Origin of the sequence: Streptomyces sp. NPDC019937 (assembly GCF_040631655.1) — a bacterium.
Taxonomy (GTDB): domain Bacteria; phylum Actinomycetota; class Actinomycetes; order Streptomycetales; family Streptomycetaceae; genus Streptomyces.
Genome location: NZ_JBEYAL010000037.1, coordinates 1 through 18,343, shown reverse-complemented (window position 1 = coordinate 18,343; position 18,343 = coordinate 1). Strand labels below are relative to the sequence as shown.

Here is an 18,343-nt window from a genome sequence, read left to right as displayed (position 1 = left end):
GCCCCGGCGGGCCGGACCCGGACGACGGGATCCGGCCCGCCGGCCCGGGGCGGGCCGGGCCCGGTCATCCGCGGGCGGCGACACGGGCAACAATGGGCAGATGACGGATTCCCTGGCTGACCCGCATCTGCGCCCCCCGGCAGCCCCCGCCGACCCCGGCAGCCCCCGCGACATCGTGATCCTCGGCTCCACCGGATCGATCGGCACCCAGGCCATCGATGTGATCCTGCGCAACCCGGACCGCTTCCGGGTGACCGCCCTGTCCGCCGCCGGAGGGCGGGCCGGGCTGCTGGCCGAGCAGGCCCACCAGCTGAAGGCCGCCACCGTCGCGGTCGCCCGCGAGGACGCGGTGCCCGAGGTGCGCGCGGCGCTGTCCGCGCGGTACGGCGCGGGCGAGCCGCTCCCGGAGGTGCTGGCCGGGCCCGGCGCGGCCACCGAACTGGCCCGCTCGGCGTGCCACACCGTGCTCAACGGCATCACCGGCTCCATCGGCCTCGCGCCCACCCTGGCCGCCCTGGAGGCGGGCCGGGTGCTGGCGCTGGCCAACAAGGAGTCCCTCATCGTGGGCGGGCCGCTGGTCAAGGCGGTCGCCAAGCCGGGCCAGATCGTGCCCGTCGACTCCGAGCACTCCGCGCTCTTCCAGGCCTTGCTCGGCGGCGGCCGCCAGGAGGTCCGCAAGCTGGTCGTCACGGCGTCCGGCGGCCCGTTCCGCGGGCGTACGAAGCGTGAGCTGGCCCAGGTCACCCCGGACCAGGCGCTGGCCCACCCCACCTGGGACATGGGCCCGGTCGTCACGATCAACTCCGCGACCCTCGTCAACAAGGGGCTGGAGGTCATCGAGGCCCATCTGCTGTTCGACATTCCCTTCGAGGAGATTGAGGTGGTCGTCCACCCTCAGTCGTATATCCACTCGATGGTTGAATTCACCGATGGGTCGACGCTCGCGCAGGCGAGCCCGCCCGATATGCGGATGGCGATCGCGCTCGGCCTCGGCTGGCCCGAGCGGGTGCCGGACGCCGCCCCCGGCTGCGACTGGACCAGGGCCCACACCTGGGAGTTCTTCCCCCTCGACACCGAGGCCTTCCCCTCGGTGGACCTCGCCCGGCACGTCGGCGGCCTCGGCGGCACCGCCCCGGCCGTCTTCAACGCGGCGAACGAGGAGTGCGTGGACGCCTTCCTCGGCCGGAAGCTGCCCTTCAACGGAATTGTCGATACGGTCGCGGAAGTGGTCGCCGAGCACGGCGCCCCCTCCGCGGGAACTCAGCTCACCGTCGCGGACGTCCTCGAAGCCGAGACGTGGGCCCGTGCCCGCGCCCGTGAACTGGCCGCCCGCGCGGCGAAGGCGACCCCGGAGGGTCACGCATGACGACATTGATGACGGTCCTCGGCATAGTCGTATTCGCCGTCGGCCTGGGGATCTCGATCGCCTGGCACGAACTGGGCCATCTCTCCACCGCCAAGCTCTTCGGCATCCGGGTCCCGCAGTACATGGTCGGCTTCGGGCCGACGGTCTTCTCCCGCAAGAAGGGGGAGACCGAGTACGGCATCAAGGCGATCCCGCTCGGCGGCTTCATCCGCATGATCGGGATGTTCCCGCCCGGTGACGACGGCAAGGTCACCCAGCGCTCCACCTCGCCGTGGCGCGGCATGATCGAGGACGCCCGGTCCGCTGCCTACGAGGAGCTGGAGCCCGGCGACGAGAAGCGCATGTTCTACACGCGCGCGCCGTGGAAGCGCGTGATCGTGATGTTCGCCGGGCCCTTCATGAACCTGGTCATGGCGGTGGTGATCTTCGTCGGCGTGATGATGAGCTTCGGCGTCAACACCCAGACCACCAGCGTCGGCACCGTCTCGGCCTGTGTGGTCCCGGCCTCGGCCGCCGCCGACAAGTGCCCCAAGGGGGCCAAGGACTCCCCGGCCAAGGCGGCGGGCCTCCAGCCCCGGGACAAGATCGTCGCCTTCGACGGCCACCGCGTCTCCGACTGGGGCACGCTCCAGAAGGACATCCGCGAGACCACCGGCCCCGCGACGATCACCGTCGAGCGGGACGGCGCCCGCAAGACCCTGCACGCCAACCTCATCACCAACAAGGTCGCCAAGTCCGACGGGAACGGCGGCTATGTCGAGGGCCAGTACGTCAGCGCCGGGTTCCTCGGCTTCACCCCGGCCAACGGCGTGGTGAAGCAGTCCCTCGGCCAGTCGGTGGACCGCATGGGCACCATGGTCGAGGACGGCGTCCAGTCCCTGGTCGACCTGCCCTCCAAGGTGCCCGACCTGTGGAACGCGGCCTTCGGGGACGCCCCCCGCAAGGCGGACTCCCCGATGGGCGTCGTCGGCGCCGCCCGGGTCGGCGGCGAGGTCGCCAACCTCGACATCCCGCCCTCGCAGCGCATCGCGACGATGCTCTTCCTCGTCGCCGGGTTCAACCTCTCGCTGTTCCTGTTCAACATGCTGCCGCTGCTGCCGCTGGACGGCGGCCACATCGCGGGCGCGGTGTGGGAGTCCCTGCGCCGGCGCCTCGCCCGCCTGGTCCGGCGGCCCGACCCCGGCCCCTTCGACGTGGCCAAGATGATGCCGGTCGCCTATGTGATCGCCGGCATCTTCATCTGCTTCACGCTGCTCGTTCTGGTGGCCGACGTGGTGAACCCCGTGCGAATTTCCTGATGATGTGAACTGTCCCGAAGTTCGCCTTTGGGTGGACTTCGGGACCGGAGTGTGCTGGGGCACCACCCGGTGCCGTAATCTCGGATCCGGAGCCCGCTGATCTCGGGCCACTCAAACACCTTCTTGGGGCTACGAACCAGATGACTGCGATCTCGCTAGGAATGCCGTCCGTACCGACCAAGCTCGCCGACCGCCGGGTCAGCCGGAAGATCCAGGTCGGGCCGGTCGCCGTGGGCGGCGACGCGCCGATCTCGGTGCAGTCGATGACCACGACGGTGACCGCGGACATCGGGGCGACGCTCCAGCAGATCGCGGAGCTGACGGCCTCCGGCTGCCAGATCGTGCGCGTGGCCTGCCCGTCACAGGACGACGCCGAGGCCCTGCCCGTGATCGCCAAGAAGTCGCAGATCCCGGTCATCGCGGACATCCACTTCCAGCCGAAATACGTCTTCGCCGCGATCGACGCCGGCTGCGCGGCCGTGCGGGTGAACCCGGGGAACATCCGGCAGTTCGACGACAAGGTCAAGGAGATCGCGCGGGCGGCCTCCGACGCGGGCGTGCCGATCCGCATCGGCGTCAACGCGGGCTCGCTGGACAAGCGGCTGCTGGAGAAGTACGGCAAGGCCACGCCCGAGGCGCTGGTGGAGTCGGCCCTGTGGGAGTGCTCGCTGTTCGAGGAGCACGGCTTCCGGGACATCAAGATCTCGGTGAAGCACAACGACCCCGTGGTGATGGTCAACGCCTACCGCCAGCTGGCCGCCCAGTGCGACTACCCGCTCCACCTCGGCGTCACCGAGGCCGGGCCCGCGTTCCAGGGCACGATCAAGTCGTCGGTGGCCTTCGGGGCGCTGCTGAGCGAGGGCATCGGGGACACCATCCGGGTCTCGCTGTCGGCGCCGCCCGCGGAGGAGGTCAAGGTCGGCATCCAGATCCTGGAGTCGCTGAACCTGCGCCAGCGGCGGCTGGAGATCGTCTCCTGCCCGTCGTGCGGGCGTGCGCAGGTCGACGTCTACAAGCTGGCCGACGAGGTCACCGCAGGGCTCGACGGCATGGAGGTCCCGCTGCGGGTCGCCGTGATGGGCTGCGTCGTCAACGGCCCGGGCGAGGCCCGCGAGGCGGACCTCGGCGTGGCGTCCGGCAACGGCAAGGGGCAGATCTTCGTGAAGGGCGAGGTCATCAAGACCGTGCCGGAGTCGAAGATCGTGGAGACCCTGATCGACGAGGCCATGAAGATCGCCGAGCAGATGGAGAAGGACGGCATCGCCTCCGGCGAGCCCCAGGTCTCCGTCGGCGGCTGAGAACGCCCGGGTGCCCCCCGCCTCCCGGCCGGGGGCACCTCCCAGCGGCAGCCGGGGAGGCTCCGGCGCCCGGAGGCGGACCGAGCCTTCTCGTAAGAGGGCGGTACAGTGCGGGGAATCGACTCCCCTCCGGCCCGCAGGCCCCGCAACCGGTGAGGCAATCCGACACGTGCTGACGACGTCCACCACCAGGGTCCTCGAGCCCCAAGAGCTCGACTCGGCCCTCGCGGTGCTCAACCGCGACCCCATCTCCAATGCCTTCGTCGCCGCCCGCGTCCAGGTCGCCGGCCTGGACCCATGGCGGCTGGGCGGCGAGATGTGGGGCTGGTACAACGGCGGACGGCTCGAGTCGCTCTGCTACGCGGGGGCCAACCTGGTCCCCATCTGCGCCACCCCCGAGGCCGTGCGCGGCTTCGCCGAGCGGGCCCGCCGGTCCGGGCGGCGCTGCTCCTCGATCGTCGGCCCCGCCGACACCACGGCCGAGCTGTGGTCCCTGCTGAAGCCCAGCTGGGGCCCGGCCCGTGAGGTCCGCGCCCGCCAGCCGCTCATGGTCACCGCCTCGACGCCCGCCGACGTCCCGCCCGACCCCCGGGTGCGCCGGATCCGCAAGGACGAGATGGACGTGATCATGCCCGCGTGCGTGGCGATGTTCACCGAGGAGGTCGGCGTCTCCCCGCTCGCGGGCGACGGTGGACTGCTCTACCAGGCGCGCGTCGCCGAACTCGTCGCCGCCGGTCGCTCCTTCGCCCGCGTCGAGAACGGCCGCGTCGTCTTCAAGGCCGAGATCGGCGCCGCCACCCCGCACGCCTGCCAGATCCAGGGCGTCTGGGTCGCCCCCGAGTACCGCGGCCGCGGGCTCTCCGAGACCGGCATGGCCGCCGTGCTGCACTACGCGCTCAACGAGATCGCGCCCGTGGCGAGCCTGTACGTCAACGACTACAACACCGCGGCCCGCGCCGCGTACCGCCGCGTCGGCTTCCAGGAGGTCGGCGCGTTCATGAGCGTGCTGTTCTGATCGCCGGACCGGGCCAGTAGGGTGCCGCCCATGCTGCAGATGCCCGGGGGCCATCCCCCGGACCCCCGAGGTGCCGTCGTCGGCCCGCTCGACCTCGCCGCACGCGTGGACGAGGCGCTCGCCGTGCAGGCCGTGGCCTTCGGGCTGACGGAAGAGGAGATCGGCGTACGGCGGCACATCGTGCTGCGCCACCTCACCAGCCCCGGCGCCCGCGCCCTCGGCGCGACGACCCCGCGGGGGCGGCTCGTGGGCTTCGTGTACGGCATGCCCAACGACCGCACGCACTGGTGGTCCACCATCGTCCAGCCCTATCTGCGCGCCGCCGGGCACGAGGACTGGCTGGACGACGCCTTCGTCATCACCGAGCTGCACGTCCACCCCGACTACCAGAACCACGGCATCGGGCGGCGGCTGATCACCGCCATCACCGACGGGGCCGTGCAGCCGCGCTCGATCCTCTCCGCCATCGACACCGACAGCCCGGCCCGCTGCCTCTACCGCTCGCTGGGCTACCGTGACCTGGCCCGCCCGGTGCTCTTCCCGAGCGCGCCGAGCCCGTACGCCGTCATGGGCGCCCCCCTGCCGCTGCGGCGGCAGCCCGCCTCCGGATAGCGCATTTCCGGGTTGCGTCCCCGGGCGGCTAACCTCCTGACATCCATCTCGTACGCAGGAGAAGACCCCATGGCCAACGCCGCCCACGTCCAGCGCATGTCCACCTTGATGCTGAAGACGCTGCGCGAAGACCCGGCCGACGCCGAGACCGCCAGCCACAAGCTGCTCGTCCGGGCCGGCTACGTCCGCCGCGCCTCCGCGGGCATCTGGACCTGGCTGCCGGTCGGCAAAAAGGTCCTGGACAACGTCTCCCGGATCGTCCGCGAGGAGATGGACGCGATCGGCGCCCAGGAGGTGCTGCTGCCCGCGCTGCTCCCCAAGGAGCCGTACGAGGCGAGCGGCCGCTGGGAGGAGTACGGCGACCTGCTGTTCCGGCTGAAGGACCGCAAGGGCGGCGACTACCTCCTCGGCCCCACCCATGAGGAGATCTTCACCCAGACGGTCAAGGACCAGTGCACGTCCTACAAGGACCTGCCGGTGATGCTCTACCAGATCCAGACCAAGTACCGGGACGAGGCCCGGCCGCGCTCGGGCGTGCTGCGCGGCCGCGAGTTCCAGATGAAGGACTCGTACTCCTTCGACACCAGCGACGAGGGCCTGGCCGAGTCCTACCGGCTGCACCGCGAGGCCTACCAGCGGATCTTCGAGCGCCTGGGCCTCGACTACCGCATCGTCTCCGCGGTCTCCGGCGCCATGGGCGGCTCCGCCTCCGAGGAGTTCCTGGCCCCCGCCGCGGCCGGTGAGGACACCTTCGTGGACTGCCCGAACTGCGACTACGCGGCCAACACGGAGGCCGTCACCACCACCGTCCCGCCCGTCGAGGGCGCCGAGCACGGGCCGGTCGAGGAGCTGGACACCCCCGACACCCCCACCATCGAGACCCTCGCCGAGCACCTGGGCGTCCCGGCCTCCGCGACCCTCAAGAACCTCCTGATCAAGGTCGACGGCGAGATCACCGCGGTGGGGGTCCCCGGTGACCGCGAGGTCGACCTCGGCAAGCTGGGCGAGCACCTGGCCCCGGCCGAGGTCGAGCTGGTCACCGCCGAGGACTTCGAGGGCCGCCCCGACCTGGTCCGCGGCTACGTCGGCCCGCAGGGCCTGGCGGGCAAGTCCTTCCGCTACATCGCCGACCCGCGGGTCGCCCCCGGCACCGCCTGGGTGACCGGCGCCAACAAGCCCGACACCCACGCCCGCAACGTCGTCTGCGGCCGCGACTTCGAGGTCGACGACTACCTGGACGTCGTCGTCGTCGAGCCGGGCGACCCCTGCCCCAAGTGCGGCGCGGGCATCGCACTCGACCGGGCCATCGAGATCGGCCACATCTTCCAGCTCGGCCGCAAGTACGCCGACACCTTCCAGCTCGACGTGCTCGGCCAGAACGGCAAGCCGGTACGGGTCACCATGGGCTCGTACGGCATCGGCGTCTCGCGCGTGGTGGCCGCCCTCGCCGAGCAGACCCACGACGAGTCCGGCCTCTGCTGGCCCCGCGAGGTGGCCCCGGCCGACGTCCACGTCGTCGCGGCGGGCAAGGCCCTCCAGACCGAGCTGGCCCTGGACATCGCCGAGAAGCTGGGCACGGCGGGCGTCCGGGTCATGGTGGACGACCGCGCCGGCGTCTCCCCGGGCGTGAAGTTCACCGACGCGGAGCTGATCGGCGTCCCGACGATCCTGGTCGTGGGCCGCGGCGCGAAGGACGGCGTGGTCGAGCTGAAGGACCGCCGCACCGGCGACCGCGAGGAGCTCCCGATCGACGAGGCGATCACCCGCCTCACGTCCTGACCCGCCCGGACCCCGCCGAGGTCTGCCACCCACCCCCGGAGCCGGGCCCGCCCGCCCGGCCCGGAGCGGCCGGGCCGCCCCGCGCCCCCACGGCGCCGGCCCCGGCCATGGTTCGGCTGCGTCCCGCGCCAGGGCTGCGCCCGCGCGTCCGGCTCGGGGCTGTGGCGCCGAGCCCGGCCGCCGTTCGGCTTCGTACCCGCCCCGGCGCCGCGCCGCGCGTCCGGCCCGGAGCTGTGGCCCCGAGCTTGGCCGCCATTCTCTGGCCCCACGCTGGGCGTCGGGCCCAAGGGCTGTCCGGGCCCGCGCCGGGGTTGCGCCTCCCGCGCCCTTGCTTGTGTCGCGCGCCCGCCGGGGGCCGGGGGCGGAGTCCCCGCCACGCGGCGGAGCCGCATATCGACAGGTGCGGGAAGGGGCGGGGTGGGGGACTACAGCCAGCCCGCGAACTCCAGCAGCAGCTCGGCCCGCCGCCGGTCACCGGCCGCCCCGTACCGCAGGCCCGCCTCCACGGACCGGAAGAGCGCCCAGCCCCGCAGCCGGTCGCGGTCCACGTCCAGCGAGTCGGCCAGTTTGGCGATGCGGCGGCGCGCGGCCGCGGCCGGGCCGGGACCCGCGGCCAGGTCCTCGCAGCGGTCGAGGACCAGCCGCGCCAGGTCGTAGGCGCGCTCCCCGACGACCGGGGCGGGCCCCACCGCGAGCCAGGGCGACCGCTCCCCGGCCAGGACCTTGCCCTGCCGGAAGTCGCCGTGCAGCAGCAGCCGTTCGGGCGGCTGGGCGGTCAGCCCGGACCGCAGTTCCAGGGCCTCGTCGGCCAGCGGGCGTACGTCGGCCGCCCAGGCCCCCGAGGCGAGGACGGGCAGCACCCCGGCGGCCGCCCCCGTCCGCCCCTCGACGGAGTCGAACGGATGCCCGGCGGGCGGCGGCACCCACAGCCGCCGTACCGTGCCCGCCGCCTCCAGCAGCGCCTTCGCCTCGGGCAGGGAGCGCAGCGACACGGCGGACTGGAGCCGTTCGATCAGCAGCACGCCGTCGTCCCGGCCGGTGCGCAGGAGCCGGGCCGCGCCCCAGCCGTTCCAGTGCGCGAGGGCGGCCGCCTCATGGGCCGCGTCGGGGCCGGGCACGGGGAGCTTGAGCGCGGCGGGGGTGCCGTCCGCCTGCCGTACGAGCACGACCAGCCCGCCGCGGCCGCCGGGGGCGACCACCCGGTCGGGGGTCAGCTCCCATTCCCGCAGCCGCCGCGCCGCCAGCTCCGGCAGGGCGGCGAGCCAGTTCCGTACGGGCTCGGCCGGATCGTCGCCCACCGCGTCGATGAGCCGCTTCGGCACCTGGAGGGAGGCTCTGTCCCCGGTGCCGGGTTCCCGCTCCGCTGCCATCCCGAGCTGCCCCCTGTCACCCACGCACGTACGCCACCGAACCAACGCACGTACACCATCGTCTCGAACTGTCAGACCCCGTCGGCGGCCCCGGTCGCCGAGGCGGACGGGGTGGCCGGCGCGGCGCGTTCGGTGAGCCCAGGGAAGGCTACGCCGCCGCCCCGCCAGCGCACCGACCGGACCGCCGCCTCGCGCAGCGCGCCCGCCGCCTGGCGCCGCAGGGCGCCGTCGGAGGTCCGTACGAGGTCGGCGTAGACGGCGGCCACCCGGCTCTCCAGTTCGGCGGCGAGCCGGACCGCGGCGGCCGAGTCGGGCACCGCGAACGGCAGCGCGTACGCGGGGGCCGCGCTCTGCGGCGTACCGCCCATGCCGCGCACGGTGCGCACGAGGTCGTCGCGGCGGGAACGGTGCGCGGCGTACCCCTCGCGCGCCTCGGCGAGACGGTCGTCGCCGATCCGGCCGCCGACGACGCCGTATCCGTACACGGCGGCGTGCTCGGCGGCGAGCGCGGCCTGCGTGGCCTTGAGCGTCGCGGCCCGGTTCATACGGGTGCTCCTTCCGCGCGGAGGGGGCTGAAGAGGGGGACCGTCATGAGTCCGGGTCGCCCTGGGTGAGGAGATACACATGGGCGGCCCCGCAGGCCGCGACGGAGGCCAGCAGCCGGGCCAGTTCGGGCGGCGCGCCGAGGAGCGCCGTGGTGCGGCTGTCGGCGGTGTGCCGCTCGGCCTGGGCGAGGGCGCTGAGCGCCTTCTTCTCGTCCTCGGGCACCGCGGGCAGCCGCCGCCCGCCCGCGGCCGGTGAGCGGGACGCGGTCGCGGAGGCGGACGCGGAGGGGTCCGTGGAGCCGAACGCCGCGATGTGCGCCGCCGTCTCCGCCCGCAGCGGCCGCAGCCGCCGCGCGAGCCCGGCATGGGCGTCGATGGTCGCGTCGTAGCGCGCGAGGAGCGCGGCGGAGTCCCGCACGCCCCGGGCGCGCAGCGCCGCGGCGGCCGCGGAACCGGATGAGCGGTGTCCGTCGTCCGAGTCACCGGAACAGCCGACGAGCAGCGCGGCGGCCCCGGCCGAACCGCCGGCCAGCAGCAGACTTCGACGCCGCGGGGACGCGGCCTGGGGGAGTGACGGGGACGTGGGTCGAGGTGGGGGATTCGTGATCGACACGTTCCTCTTTCCGGGCTGCGGCAGCTCCCGGCCGCCGTTAGTGATCACAGCAGGCGAGCGTACCCGCGCGGGGCCGGAAAGCCGGGCAGCGGCCACCGAATCGTCAGCCCGCCGCCGGAACAGATAGGCTTTGAGCTGACACGCGACCTTCCCACAACAGCACACGCGGCCGAGGAGTCACCCGGATGAGCACGACCCAGAGCGAAAGGCTGCGCGGACTGCTGGAACCGCTCGTCAGCGCACGGGACCTGGATCTGGAAGAGGTCGAGGTGACACCGGCCGGGAAGCGGCGCGTCCTTCGCATCGTGGTGGATTCCGATGAGGGCGTGCAGCTGGATGCGTGTGCGGAGCTGAGCCGGGCGATCTCGCAGTCGCTCGACGAGTCGGACGCGATGGGGCAGACCCCGTACGTCCTGGAGGTCACCTCCCCCGGCGCCGAGCGCCCCCTGACCGAGCAGCGCCACTACCGGCGGGCCATAGGGCGGCTGATGAAGGCGCAGTTGGTGGAGGGGGGCGAGCTGATCGCCCGGATCATCTCGGTGGATGACGAGGGGCTGGATCTGGAAGTCCCCGGCGTGAAGGGGCGCAAGCCCACCGCGAGGCGGCTGGCCTTCAAGGAGATCTCCAAGGCCCGAGTGGAGATCGAGTTCAACCGCAAGCCCGAGGGCGACGAGAGCAAGGAGGAGGCGTAGCCGTGGACATCGACATGAGTGCCCTGCGGGGTCTGGTGCGGGAGAAGGAGATCTCGTTCGACCTGCTGGTCGAGGCGATCGAGTCGGCGCTCCTCATCGCCTACCACCGCACCGAGGGAAGCCGCCGCCGGGCCCGGGTGGAGCTGGACCGCACCAGCGGCCATGTGACCGTGTGGGCCCGGGAGGACGCCGATGACCTCGCGGAGGGTGAGGAGCCCCGCGAGTTCGACGACACCCCCTCCGGCTTCGGCCGCATCGCCGCCATGACCGCCAAGCAGGTCATCCTGCAGCGGCTGCGGGACGCCGAGGAGGAGATCACCTTCGGCGAGTACGCCGGGCGCGAGGGCGATGTCGTCGCGGGCGTCGTGCAGCAGGGCAAGGACCCGAAGAACATCCTGGTGGACATCGGCCGCCTCGAGGCGATCCTGCCGGTGCAGGAGCAGGTGCCCGGCGAGGACTACGCGCACGGCACCCGGCTGCGTACGTACGTCGTCCGAGTGGTCAAGGGCGTGCGCGGGCCGTCGGTGACCCTTTCGCGTACGCATCCCAATTTGGTGAAGAAACTCTTCGCGCTCGAGGTCCCGGAGATCGCGGACGGCTCGGTGGAGATCGCGGCGATCGCCCGTGAGGCGGGCCACCGCACCAAGATCGCCGTCCGGTCCACCCGTTCGGGTCTGAACGCCAAGGGCGCGTGCATCGGCCCGATGGGCGGCCGGGTACGCAGCGTGATGGCCGAGCTGCACGGAGAGAAGATCGACATCGTCGACTGGTCGGACGACCCCGCCGAGCTGGTGGCCAACGCGCTGTCGCCCGCCCGGGTGAGCAAGGTCGAGGTCGTGGACCTGGCGGCCCGGTCCGCGCGGGTCACCGTGCCCGATTACCAGCTGTCACTGGCGATCGGCAAGGAGGGGCAGAACGCCCGGCTCGCGGCCCGGCTCACGGGCTGGCGGATCGACATCCGGCCGGACACCGATCAGTCGGCCGAGCAAGCCTGATCACCGCTGATCGAGCACAGATCAAGGCATGTTCAAGCCGCGGACCTTCGGGATCCAGCCGAAATCGTGTGACGGTTCGATCACTCCCCCCAAGGGGTGAGGTCGGCGCAGGGAGGTAGACTTAAGCAGTGTCTGGCCGCACGCGAGCCCGTGCCTGCCCTGAGAGAACCTGTGTGGGATGCCGGGATCGGGCGGCCAAGAACGATCTGCTGCGCATCGTGGCGGTCGAGGGCGTTTGCGTCCCCGATCGGCGCGGTACGCTGCCCGGTCGGGGAGCTTATATGCACCCGACACGGGTCTGTTTCGACCTGGCGGTCCGCCGCCGGGCCTTCTCCCGGGCCTTCAGGGGACCGGGGGCGTTCGACACCACGGCGCTGCGCCGTTATGTCGAGCACCAGGGTGACCAGTCACCCTCGTAAGAAGAACGGCACGGGACAACCGTGCGGTCAGGTACCTCGCGAGTCGGAAGTAGGTCGAGATTGCGATGAGCACTCGATGAGTACGCGATGAGTACGCCCATGAAGTAGCGACGGTCCGGCGGTAACCCGGACCTAAAAGGAGCGAAGTGGCTAAGGTCCGGGTATACGAACTCGCCAAGGAGTTCGGCGTTGAGAGCAAGGTCGTCATGGCCAAGCTCCAGGAGCTCGGTGAATTCGTACGATCGGCGTCCTCCACGATCGAGGCGCCGGTAGTCCGCAAGTTGACTGACGCTTTCCAGGGTGGCAATGGCTCCGGCCGTGCCTCCGGCAAGCCCTCGGCGCCGCGCAAGGCGACGCCCAAGCCCCCGACGCCCGGTCCGGCGTCGGCGGCCCGTCCCGCTGCCCCCAAGCCCCCGACGCCCGGCCCCAAGCCGGCCGCCGCCGAGGGGCCGAGCAGCACGCCGTCCGCGGCGCCCACTCCGGGCCCGCGCCCGACTCCGGGCGCCCGCCCGACCCCCGGCCCCAAGCCGGGTCCGGCGCAGCCCGCGGCTCCGGCGCAGCCCGAGTTCACGGCCCCGCCGGCCACGCCCGGCCCCAAGCCCTCCCCGGCCAAGCCGGGCCCGGGCGGCCCCGCCAAGCCGGGCGCCACGCCCGGCCCGCGCCCCGGCGCCCGTCCCGGCCCCGGTGGCCAGGGCGGTCAGGGCCAGGGTGGCCAGGGCCAGGGTGGCCAGGGCGGTCGTCCCGGCGCCCCGCGTCCGGGTCAGGAGCGCGGTGGCCCGCGTCCGGGCGGCGGTCGTCCGTCCGGCCCGCGTCCGGGTAACAACCCCTTCACCTCCGGTGGCTCCACCGGCATGGCGCGCCCGCAGGCGCCCCGTCCCGGCGGCGGCGCCCGTCCGGGCCCCGGCGGCCAGGGCGGTGCCGGTCCGCGTCCGCAGGGCGGCGGCCAGGGTGGTCCCGGTGCCGGTCGCGGCCAGGGTGCCGGCGGTCCCCGTCCCACTCCGGGTTCGATGCCGCGTCCGCAGGGCGCCCAGGGCGGCGGCCCCCGTCCCGGCGGCGGCTCCGGCGGCCCGCGTCCGAACCCGGGCATGATGCCGCAGCGTCCGGCCGCGGGTCCGCGTCCGGGCCCCGGTGGCGGCGGCGGTCGCGGTCCCGGCGGTGCCGGTCGTCCCGGTGGCGGCGGCGGTGGCCGTCCGGGTGGCGGCGGCGGTTTCGCCGGTCGTCCCGGTGGCGGTGGCGGCGGCGGTCGTCCGGGTGGCGGCGGCGGTTTCGCCGGTCGTCCCGGTGGCGGCGGTGGCCGTCCGGGCTTCGGCGGCCGTCCGGGTGGTCCCGGTGGCCGTGGTGGTACGCAGGGTGCGTTCGGCCGTCCCGGCGGTCCGGCGCGTCGTGGCCGTAAGTCGAAGCGGCAGAGGCGCCAGGAGTACGAGGCCATGCAGGCCCCGTCCGTCGGCGGCGTGATGCTGCCGCGCGGCAACGGCCAGACGGTCCGGCTGTCGCGGGGTGCGTCGCTCACCGACTTCGCGGAGAAGATCAACGCCAACCCGGCGTCGCTCGTCGCCGTGATGCTCAACCTCGGCGAGATGGTCACCGCGACCCAGTCCGTCTCCGACGAGACGCTGCAGCTCCTCGCCGACGAGATGAACTACAACGTCGAGATCGTCAGCCCGGAGGAGGAGGACCGCGAGCTTCTCGAGTCCTTCGACATCGAGTTCGGCGAGAACGAGGGCGGCGAGGAGATGCTCGTCGCGCGTCCGCCGGTGGTGACCGTCATGGGTCACGTCGACCACGGTAAGACGCGACTGCTGGACGCGATCCGCAAGACCAACGTGGTCGCGGGCGAGGCCGGCGGCATCACCCAGCACATCGGCGCGTACCAGGTCTCGACCGAGGTCAACGACGAAGAGCGCAAGATCACCTTCATCGACACCCCGGGTCACGAGGCGTTCACCGCCATGCGTGCCCGTGGTGCCAAGTCGACCGACATCGCGATCCTCGTGGTGGCGGCCAACGACGGTGTGATGCCCCAGACGATCGAGGCGCTGAACCACGCCAAGGCGGCCGACGTGCCGATCGTGGTCGCGGTCAACAAGATCGACGTCGAGGGCGCGGACCCGACCAAGGTGCGCGGTCAGCTGACCGAGTACGGCCTGGTGGCCGAGGAGTACGGCGGCGACACCATGTTCGTCGACATCTCCGCCCGTCAGGGTCTGAACATCGACGAACTGCTCGAGGCCGTCGTCCTCACCGCGGACGCCTCGCTCGACCTGCGCGCCAACGCGGAGCAGGACGCGCAGGGCATCGCGATCGAGGCGCACCTCGACCGCGGCCGCGGCGCCGTGGCCACCGTGCTGGTCCAGCGCGGCACCCTGCGGGTCGGCGAGACGATGGTCGTCGGCGACGCGTACGGACGCGTCCGGGCGATGCTCGACGACAACGGCAACCAGCTCCAGGAGGCGGGTCCCTCGACCCCGGTCCTGGTGCTCGGTCTGACCAACGTGCCGGGCGCGGGCGACAACTTCCTCGTCGTCGAGGAGGACCGCACCGCCCGTCAGATCGCCGAGAAGCGCGCCGCCCGCGAGCGGAACGCCGCCTTCGCCAAGCGCACCCGCCGGGTCTCCCTGGAGGACCTGGACAAGGTGCTCAAGGCCGGTCAGGTCCAGCAGCTCAACCTCATCATCAAGGGCGACGCGTCCGGTTCGGTGGAGGCCCTGGAGTCCTCCCTGCTCCAGCTCGACGTCGGCGAAGAGGTCGACCTGCGCGTCCTGCACCGCGGTGTGGGTGCGGTCACCGAGACCGACATCGACCTGGCGACCGGTTCCGACGCCATCGTCATCGGCTTCAACGTGCGCGCCGACGGGCGTGCCACGCAGATGGCCGAGCGCGAGGGCGTGGACGTCCGCTACTACTCGGTCATCTACCAGGTGATCGAGGAGATCGAGGCGGCCCTCAAGGGCATGCTCAAGCCGGAGTACGAAGAGGTCGAGCTGGGCACGGCGGAGATCCGCGAGGTCTTCCGCTCGTCCAAGCTGGGCAACATCGCGGGTGTGCTCATCCGCTCCGGCGAGGTCAAGCGGAACACCAAGGCCCGCCTCGTCCGCGACGGCAAGGTCATCGCGGAGAACCTCAACATCGAGGGCCTGCGCCGCTTCAAGGACGACGTCACCGAGATTCGCGAAGGCTTCGAGGGCGGTATCAACCTCGGCAGCTACAACGACATCAAGATCGACGACGTCATCGCGACGTACGAGATGCGCGAGAAGCCGCGCGGCTGACGCGCTGCCTCTCATCCGGGGCCGGTCGGCGGAGAATTTCCGTCGATCGGCCCCGGCCCTTGCGTGTACGGTTCGAGGAGCCCGAACCTCCAAGGCCCCACGGGTGGCTTGACCCGGATTGCATGTATGTAGGGACGTTGTCCTTCGACCTGCTCCTCGGCGACGTACGGTCGCTGAAGGAGAAGCGCTCCGTCGTCCGCCCGATCGTCGCCGAGCTGCACCGCAAGTACGCGGTGAGCGTGGCGGAGGTCGGCGACCAGGACCTCTACCGCAGGGCCGAGATCGGCCTCGCGGCGGTCTCCGGGGACGCGGGCCACCTGACCGAAGTCCTCGACCACTGTGAGCGGCTGGTGGCGGGGCGGCCGGAGGTGGAGCTGCTGTCGGTACGACGGCGGTTCCACGGTGGTCACGACGAGTGAGGGCCGGGGCCGACGACCGTCCCTGACCATCGATGAGTGAAGCGAAGAAGAGAGAAGAAGACGCATGACCGACACCGCGCGGGCACGCAAGCTGGCGGACCGCATCCGGGTCGTGGTCGCGGAGACCCTGCAGCGGCGGATCAAGGACCCGCGGCTCGGCTATGTGACCATCACCGACACCCGGATCACCGGTGATCTGCGGGAGGCGACCGTCTTCTACACGGTCTACGGCGACGACGAGGAGCGCGCGGCCTCCGCCGCCGCCCTGGAGAGCGCCAAGGGCGTGCTGCGGTCGGAGGTCGGACGGCAGACCGGGGTGCGGTTCACCCCGACCCTGACGTTCGTACCGGACGCGCTGCCGGACAACGCCCGCACGATCGACGACCTGCTCGCCAAGGCCAAGGCGGCCGACGCCGAGGTCCGCGAGGCGTCCTCGGGCGCCACGTACGCCGGTGAGGCGGACCCGTACCGCAAGCCCGGCGAGGAGGACGAGGAGACGGACGCGGACGGGAACGACGGCGAGTCCCCCTCCGGCGGCAAGGGTGCCGCGGGCGCATGACACGCAAGGGCAGGGCCGCCTCCGCCGCGCCGGACGGCCTGGTGATCGTCGACAAGCCGGCCGGGTTCACCTCGCACGACGTCGTCGCCAAGATGCGCCGCTTCGCCGGTACGCGCCGGGTCGGGCACGCCGGGACGCTGGACCCGATGGCCACGGGCGTGCTCGTGATCGGCGTCGAGAAGGCGACCCGGCTGCTCGGCCATCTGGCGCTGACCGAGAAGGAGTACACGGCGACCATCCGGCTCGGCCAGACCACGGTCACCGACGACGCCGAGGGGGAGATCACCGCCTCGGCCGGGGCGGCCGGGACCGCGCTCGACGCCGTGCGGACCGGGATCGGCGAGCTGACCGGAGACATCCAGCAGGTGCCGTCCAAGGTCAGCGCCATCAAGATCGACGGCAAGCGGTCCTACACCCGGGCCCGGGAGGGCGAGGAGTTCGAGATCCCGGCCCGGCCGGTGACCGTCTCGTCCTTCGTCCTCCACGACGGCCGCGAGGCGAAGGCCGAGGACGGCACGCCCGTCCTGGACCTCGACGTCACGGTCGTGTGCTCCTCGGGTACGTACATCCGCGCCCTGGCCCGCGACCTCGGCGCCGGGCTCGGCACCGGTGGCCATCTGACGGGGCTGCGCCGCACCCGGGTCGGCCCGTACGGGCTGGGGGCCGCGCGGACGCTGGAACAGCTGGAGGAGTCCCTCCAGATCATGCCCATCGCCGAGGCCGCGGCCGCCGCCTTCCCGCGCTGGGACGTCGACGCGCACCAGGCCCGGTTGCTGGGCAACGGTGTACGGATCGACATGCCGCCCCGCGAGGGCGCCGGTGCCGCCGGCCCGGTGGCGGTCTTCGGGCCGGAGGGGCGCTTCCTGGCCCTGGTGGAGGAGTCGAAGGGCCGGGCCAAGAGCCTCGCCGTCTTCGTCTGAGGAGTCCGCGGGTCCCCCGCCGACCGGCCTCCGGTGCACGGCGGGGGCAGGCGGCATGGCAGTCTTAGATCTGCGAAAGCGATAAGTCGGCAGAGTCAAAGGTTCGGGCGAGGAGCGGGCATAGTGCAGCGCTGGCGTGGCTTGGAGGACATCCCCGAGGACTGGGGGCGCAGCGTCGTCACGATCGGTTCCTACGACGGAGTGCACCGCGGGCATCAGCTGATCATCGGCCGCGCGGTGGCCCGCGCACGGGAGCTGGGCGTACCGGCGGTGGTCGTCACCTTCGACCCGCACCCGAGTGAGGTCGTGCGGCCCGGCAGCCATCCGCCGCTGCTCGCCCCGCACCAGCGGCGTGCGGAGCTGATGGCGGAGCTGGGCGTGGACGCGGTGCTGATCCTGCCCTTCACCCAGGAGTTCTCGCGGCTCACCCCCGCAGACTTCGTGGTGAAGGTGCTGGTCGACAAGCTCCACGCGCGAGTGGTGGTGGAGGGCCCCAACTTCCGGTTCGGCCACCGGGCCGCCGGAAACGTCGACTCGCTGCGCGAGCTGGGCGCCACCTACGACTACGAGGTCGAGGTGATCGACCTGTACGAGCGCGGCGCGGCGGGCGGCGGCGAGCCGTTCTCGTCCACCCTGGTGCGCAGGCTGGTCGCCGAGGGGGACGTCACGGGCGCCATGGAGGTCCTGGGCCGGCCGCACCGCGTCGAGGGCGTCGTGGTCCGCGGCGCCCAGCGCGGCCGCGAACTGGGCTTCCCCACGGCCAACCTGGAGACGCTGCCGCACACCGCGATCCCGGCCGACGGCGTCTACGCGGGCTGGCTGACGGCCGAGGGCGAGGCCATGCCCGCGGCCATCTCGGTCGGCACCAATCCGCAGTTCGACGGGACCGAGCGGACCGTGGAGGCGTACGCGATCGGCCGGGTCGGCCTGGATCTGTACGGGCTCCACGTCGAGGTGGACTTCCTCGACTTCCTGCGCGGCCAGGAGAAGTTCGACTCGATCGAGGCGCTTCTGGAGCGGATGGCGGCCGATGTGAAGCGGGCGAGCGAGCTGGTGGAGGAGTACGACAGCCGCCGCTGAGCTTCCTTCCTCGTACCCGGCCCTACGAAGGCGATCGCCCCGCCGCACCGGTGGGTTAGCGGCGGGGGGGGGGGGGGCCCCCCCAGGGCGGGGC

General features: G+C 72.5%; 17 protein-coding genes. 14 read left to right on the top strand and 3 right to left on the bottom strand.

The genetic code is table 11. The features are described 5' to 3' along the window. The first annotated feature begins 100 nt into the window (after positions 1 to 100). From dxr to ABZ562_RS30925, 6 genes are all read left to right on the top strand, one after another. A complete protein-coding gene (gene dxr, locus ABZ562_RS30950) occupies positions 101 to 1,366 on the top strand; it encodes a 1-deoxy-D-xylulose-5-phosphate reductoisomerase (protein WP_361485850.1) in 1,266 nt (421 codons plus the stop codon). Beyond that, positions 1,363 to 2,664: a site-2 protease family protein gene (locus ABZ562_RS30945; RefSeq protein WP_361485848.1), complete on the top strand. Its 1,302-nt coding sequence runs from the start codon at positions 1,363 to 1,365 to the stop codon at positions 2,662 to 2,664. The genes dxr and ABZ562_RS30945 overlap by 4 nt, the downstream gene beginning before the upstream one ends. Positions 2,665 to 2,804: 140 nt before the next feature. Beyond that, positions 2,805 to 3,962, top strand: a complete 1,158-nt coding sequence (gene ispG / locus ABZ562_RS30940; protein ID WP_361485846.1) for a flavodoxin-dependent (E)-4-hydroxy-3-methylbut-2-enyl-diphosphate synthase — start codon at positions 2,805 to 2,807, stop codon at positions 3,960 to 3,962. A 169-nt stretch (positions 3,963 to 4,131) separates the two neighbouring features. Then, entirely contained in the window at positions 4,132 to 4,977 is an 846-nt protein-coding gene (locus tag ABZ562_RS30935; protein ID WP_361485844.1) for a GNAT family N-acetyltransferase, read from the top strand. 30 nt (positions 4,978 to 5,007) lie between these two features. After that, complete coding sequence (locus tag ABZ562_RS30930) at positions 5,008 to 5,589, top strand: GNAT family N-acetyltransferase (RefSeq protein WP_361485842.1); 582 nt, start codon at positions 5,008 to 5,010, stop codon at positions 5,587 to 5,589. A 69-nt stretch (positions 5,590 to 5,658) separates the two neighbouring features. Continuing rightward, positions 5,659 to 7,368 (top strand): proline--tRNA ligase, encoded by a 1,710-nt coding sequence (locus ABZ562_RS30925; protein ID WP_361485840.1) that lies wholly within the window; start codon positions 5,659 to 5,661, stop codon positions 7,366 to 7,368. Positions 7,369 to 7,793: 425 nt separating this feature from the next. Here ABZ562_RS30925 and ABZ562_RS30920 read toward each other — a convergent pair whose 3' ends face one another. From ABZ562_RS30920 to ABZ562_RS30910, 3 genes are all read right to left on the bottom strand, one after another. Next, positions 7,794 to 8,738: an aminoglycoside phosphotransferase family protein gene (locus ABZ562_RS30920; RefSeq protein WP_361485838.1), complete on the bottom strand. Its 945-nt coding sequence runs from the start codon at positions 8,736 to 8,738 to the stop codon at positions 7,794 to 7,796. A 71-nt stretch (positions 8,739 to 8,809) separates the two neighbouring features. Then, positions 8,810 to 9,283 carry a ferritin-like domain-containing protein gene (locus ABZ562_RS30915; RefSeq protein ID WP_361485836.1) on the bottom strand — a complete coding sequence of 158 codons (474 nt, stop codon included), beginning with the start codon at positions 9,281 to 9,283 and terminating at the stop codon, positions 8,810 to 8,812. A gap of 43 nt (positions 9,284 to 9,326) precedes the next feature. Next, entirely contained in the window at positions 9,327 to 9,890 is a 564-nt protein-coding gene (locus tag ABZ562_RS30910; protein ID WP_361485966.1) for a hypothetical protein, read from the bottom strand. A 191-nt stretch (positions 9,891 to 10,081) separates the two neighbouring features. On the opposite strand from ABZ562_RS30910, the gene rimP reads away from it, so the two are divergent. The 8 genes from rimP (at position 10,082) to ABZ562_RS30870 (ending at position 18,249) form a co-directional block, all read left to right on the top strand. Continuing rightward, the gene (gene rimP, locus ABZ562_RS30905; RefSeq protein ID WP_361485834.1) at positions 10,082 to 10,588 is read left to right on the top strand and encodes a ribosome maturation factor RimP; all 507 of its coding nucleotides are present in this window, start codon (positions 10,082 to 10,084) and stop codon (positions 10,586 to 10,588) included. Positions 10,589 to 10,590: 2 nt separating this feature from the next. Beyond that, positions 10,591 to 11,583, top strand: a complete 993-nt coding sequence (gene nusA / locus ABZ562_RS30900) for a transcription termination factor NusA (RefSeq protein WP_361485832.1) — start codon at positions 10,591 to 10,593, stop codon at positions 11,581 to 11,583. 128 nt (positions 11,584 to 11,711) lie between these two features. Next, a complete protein-coding gene (locus ABZ562_RS30895) occupies positions 11,712 to 12,002 on the top strand; it encodes a YlxR family protein (protein WP_361485830.1) in 291 nt (96 codons plus the stop codon). A 146-nt stretch (positions 12,003 to 12,148) separates the two neighbouring features. Further along, positions 12,149 to 15,271 (top strand): translation initiation factor IF-2, encoded by a 3,123-nt coding sequence (gene infB / locus ABZ562_RS30890; protein ID WP_361485828.1) that lies wholly within the window; start codon positions 12,149 to 12,151, stop codon positions 15,269 to 15,271. Positions 15,272 to 15,393: 122 nt separating this feature from the next. After that, the gene (locus ABZ562_RS30885; RefSeq protein ID WP_055556847.1) at positions 15,394 to 15,690 is read left to right on the top strand and encodes a DUF503 domain-containing protein; all 297 of its coding nucleotides are present in this window, start codon (positions 15,394 to 15,396) and stop codon (positions 15,688 to 15,690) included. A gap of 64 nt (positions 15,691 to 15,754) precedes the next feature. Further along, positions 15,755 to 16,249: a 30S ribosome-binding factor RbfA gene (gene rbfA, locus ABZ562_RS30880; protein ID WP_361485826.1), complete on the top strand. Its 495-nt coding sequence runs from the start codon at positions 15,755 to 15,757 to the stop codon at positions 16,247 to 16,249. Beyond that, entirely contained in the window at positions 16,246 to 17,169 is a 924-nt protein-coding gene (truB, locus tag ABZ562_RS30875) for a tRNA pseudouridine(55) synthase TruB (RefSeq protein WP_361485824.1), read from the top strand. The genes rbfA and truB overlap by 4 nt, the downstream gene beginning before the upstream one ends. Positions 17,170 to 17,292: 123 nt before the next feature. Next, positions 17,293 to 18,249 carry a bifunctional riboflavin kinase/FAD synthetase gene (locus tag ABZ562_RS30870; RefSeq protein WP_361485822.1) on the top strand — a complete coding sequence of 319 codons (957 nt, stop codon included), beginning with the start codon at positions 17,293 to 17,295 and terminating at the stop codon, positions 18,247 to 18,249. Positions 18,250 to 18,343 lie beyond the last annotated feature (94 nt).

Excerpts from the sequence above, each read along its gene's own strand:
- rimP (WP_361485834.1), top strand. The coding sequence starts at position 10,082 with ATGAGCACGACCCAGAGCGAAAGGCTGCGCGGACTGCTGGAACCGCTC.
- dxr (WP_361485850.1), top strand. The coding sequence starts at position 101 with ATGACGGATTCCCTGGCTGACCCGCATCTGCGCCCCCCGGCAGCCCCC.
- ABZ562_RS30915 (WP_361485836.1), bottom strand. The coding sequence starts at position 9,283 with ATGAACCGGGCCGCGACGCTCAAGGCCACGCAGGCCGCGCTCGCCGCC.
- truB (WP_361485824.1), top strand. The coding sequence starts at position 16,246 with ATGACACGCAAGGGCAGGGCCGCCTCCGCCGCGCCGGACGGCCTGGTG.
- ABZ562_RS30925 (WP_361485840.1), top strand. The coding sequence starts at position 5,659 with ATGGCCAACGCCGCCCACGTCCAGCGCATGTCCACCTTGATGCTGAAG.
- ABZ562_RS30885 (WP_055556847.1), top strand. The coding sequence starts at position 15,394 with ATGTATGTAGGGACGTTGTCCTTCGACCTGCTCCTCGGCGACGTACGG.
- ispG (WP_361485846.1), top strand. The coding sequence starts at position 2,805 with ATGACTGCGATCTCGCTAGGAATGCCGTCCGTACCGACCAAGCTCGCC.
- rbfA (WP_361485826.1), top strand. The coding sequence starts at position 15,755 with ATGACCGACACCGCGCGGGCACGCAAGCTGGCGGACCGCATCCGGGTC.
- ABZ562_RS30920 (WP_361485838.1), bottom strand. The coding sequence starts at position 8,738 with ATGGCAGCGGAGCGGGAACCCGGCACCGGGGACAGAGCCTCCCTCCAG.
- ABZ562_RS30945 (WP_361485848.1), top strand. The coding sequence starts at position 1,363 with ATGACGACATTGATGACGGTCCTCGGCATAGTCGTATTCGCCGTCGGC.
- ABZ562_RS30930 (WP_361485842.1), top strand. The coding sequence starts at position 5,008 with ATGCTGCAGATGCCCGGGGGCCATCCCCCGGACCCCCGAGGTGCCGTC.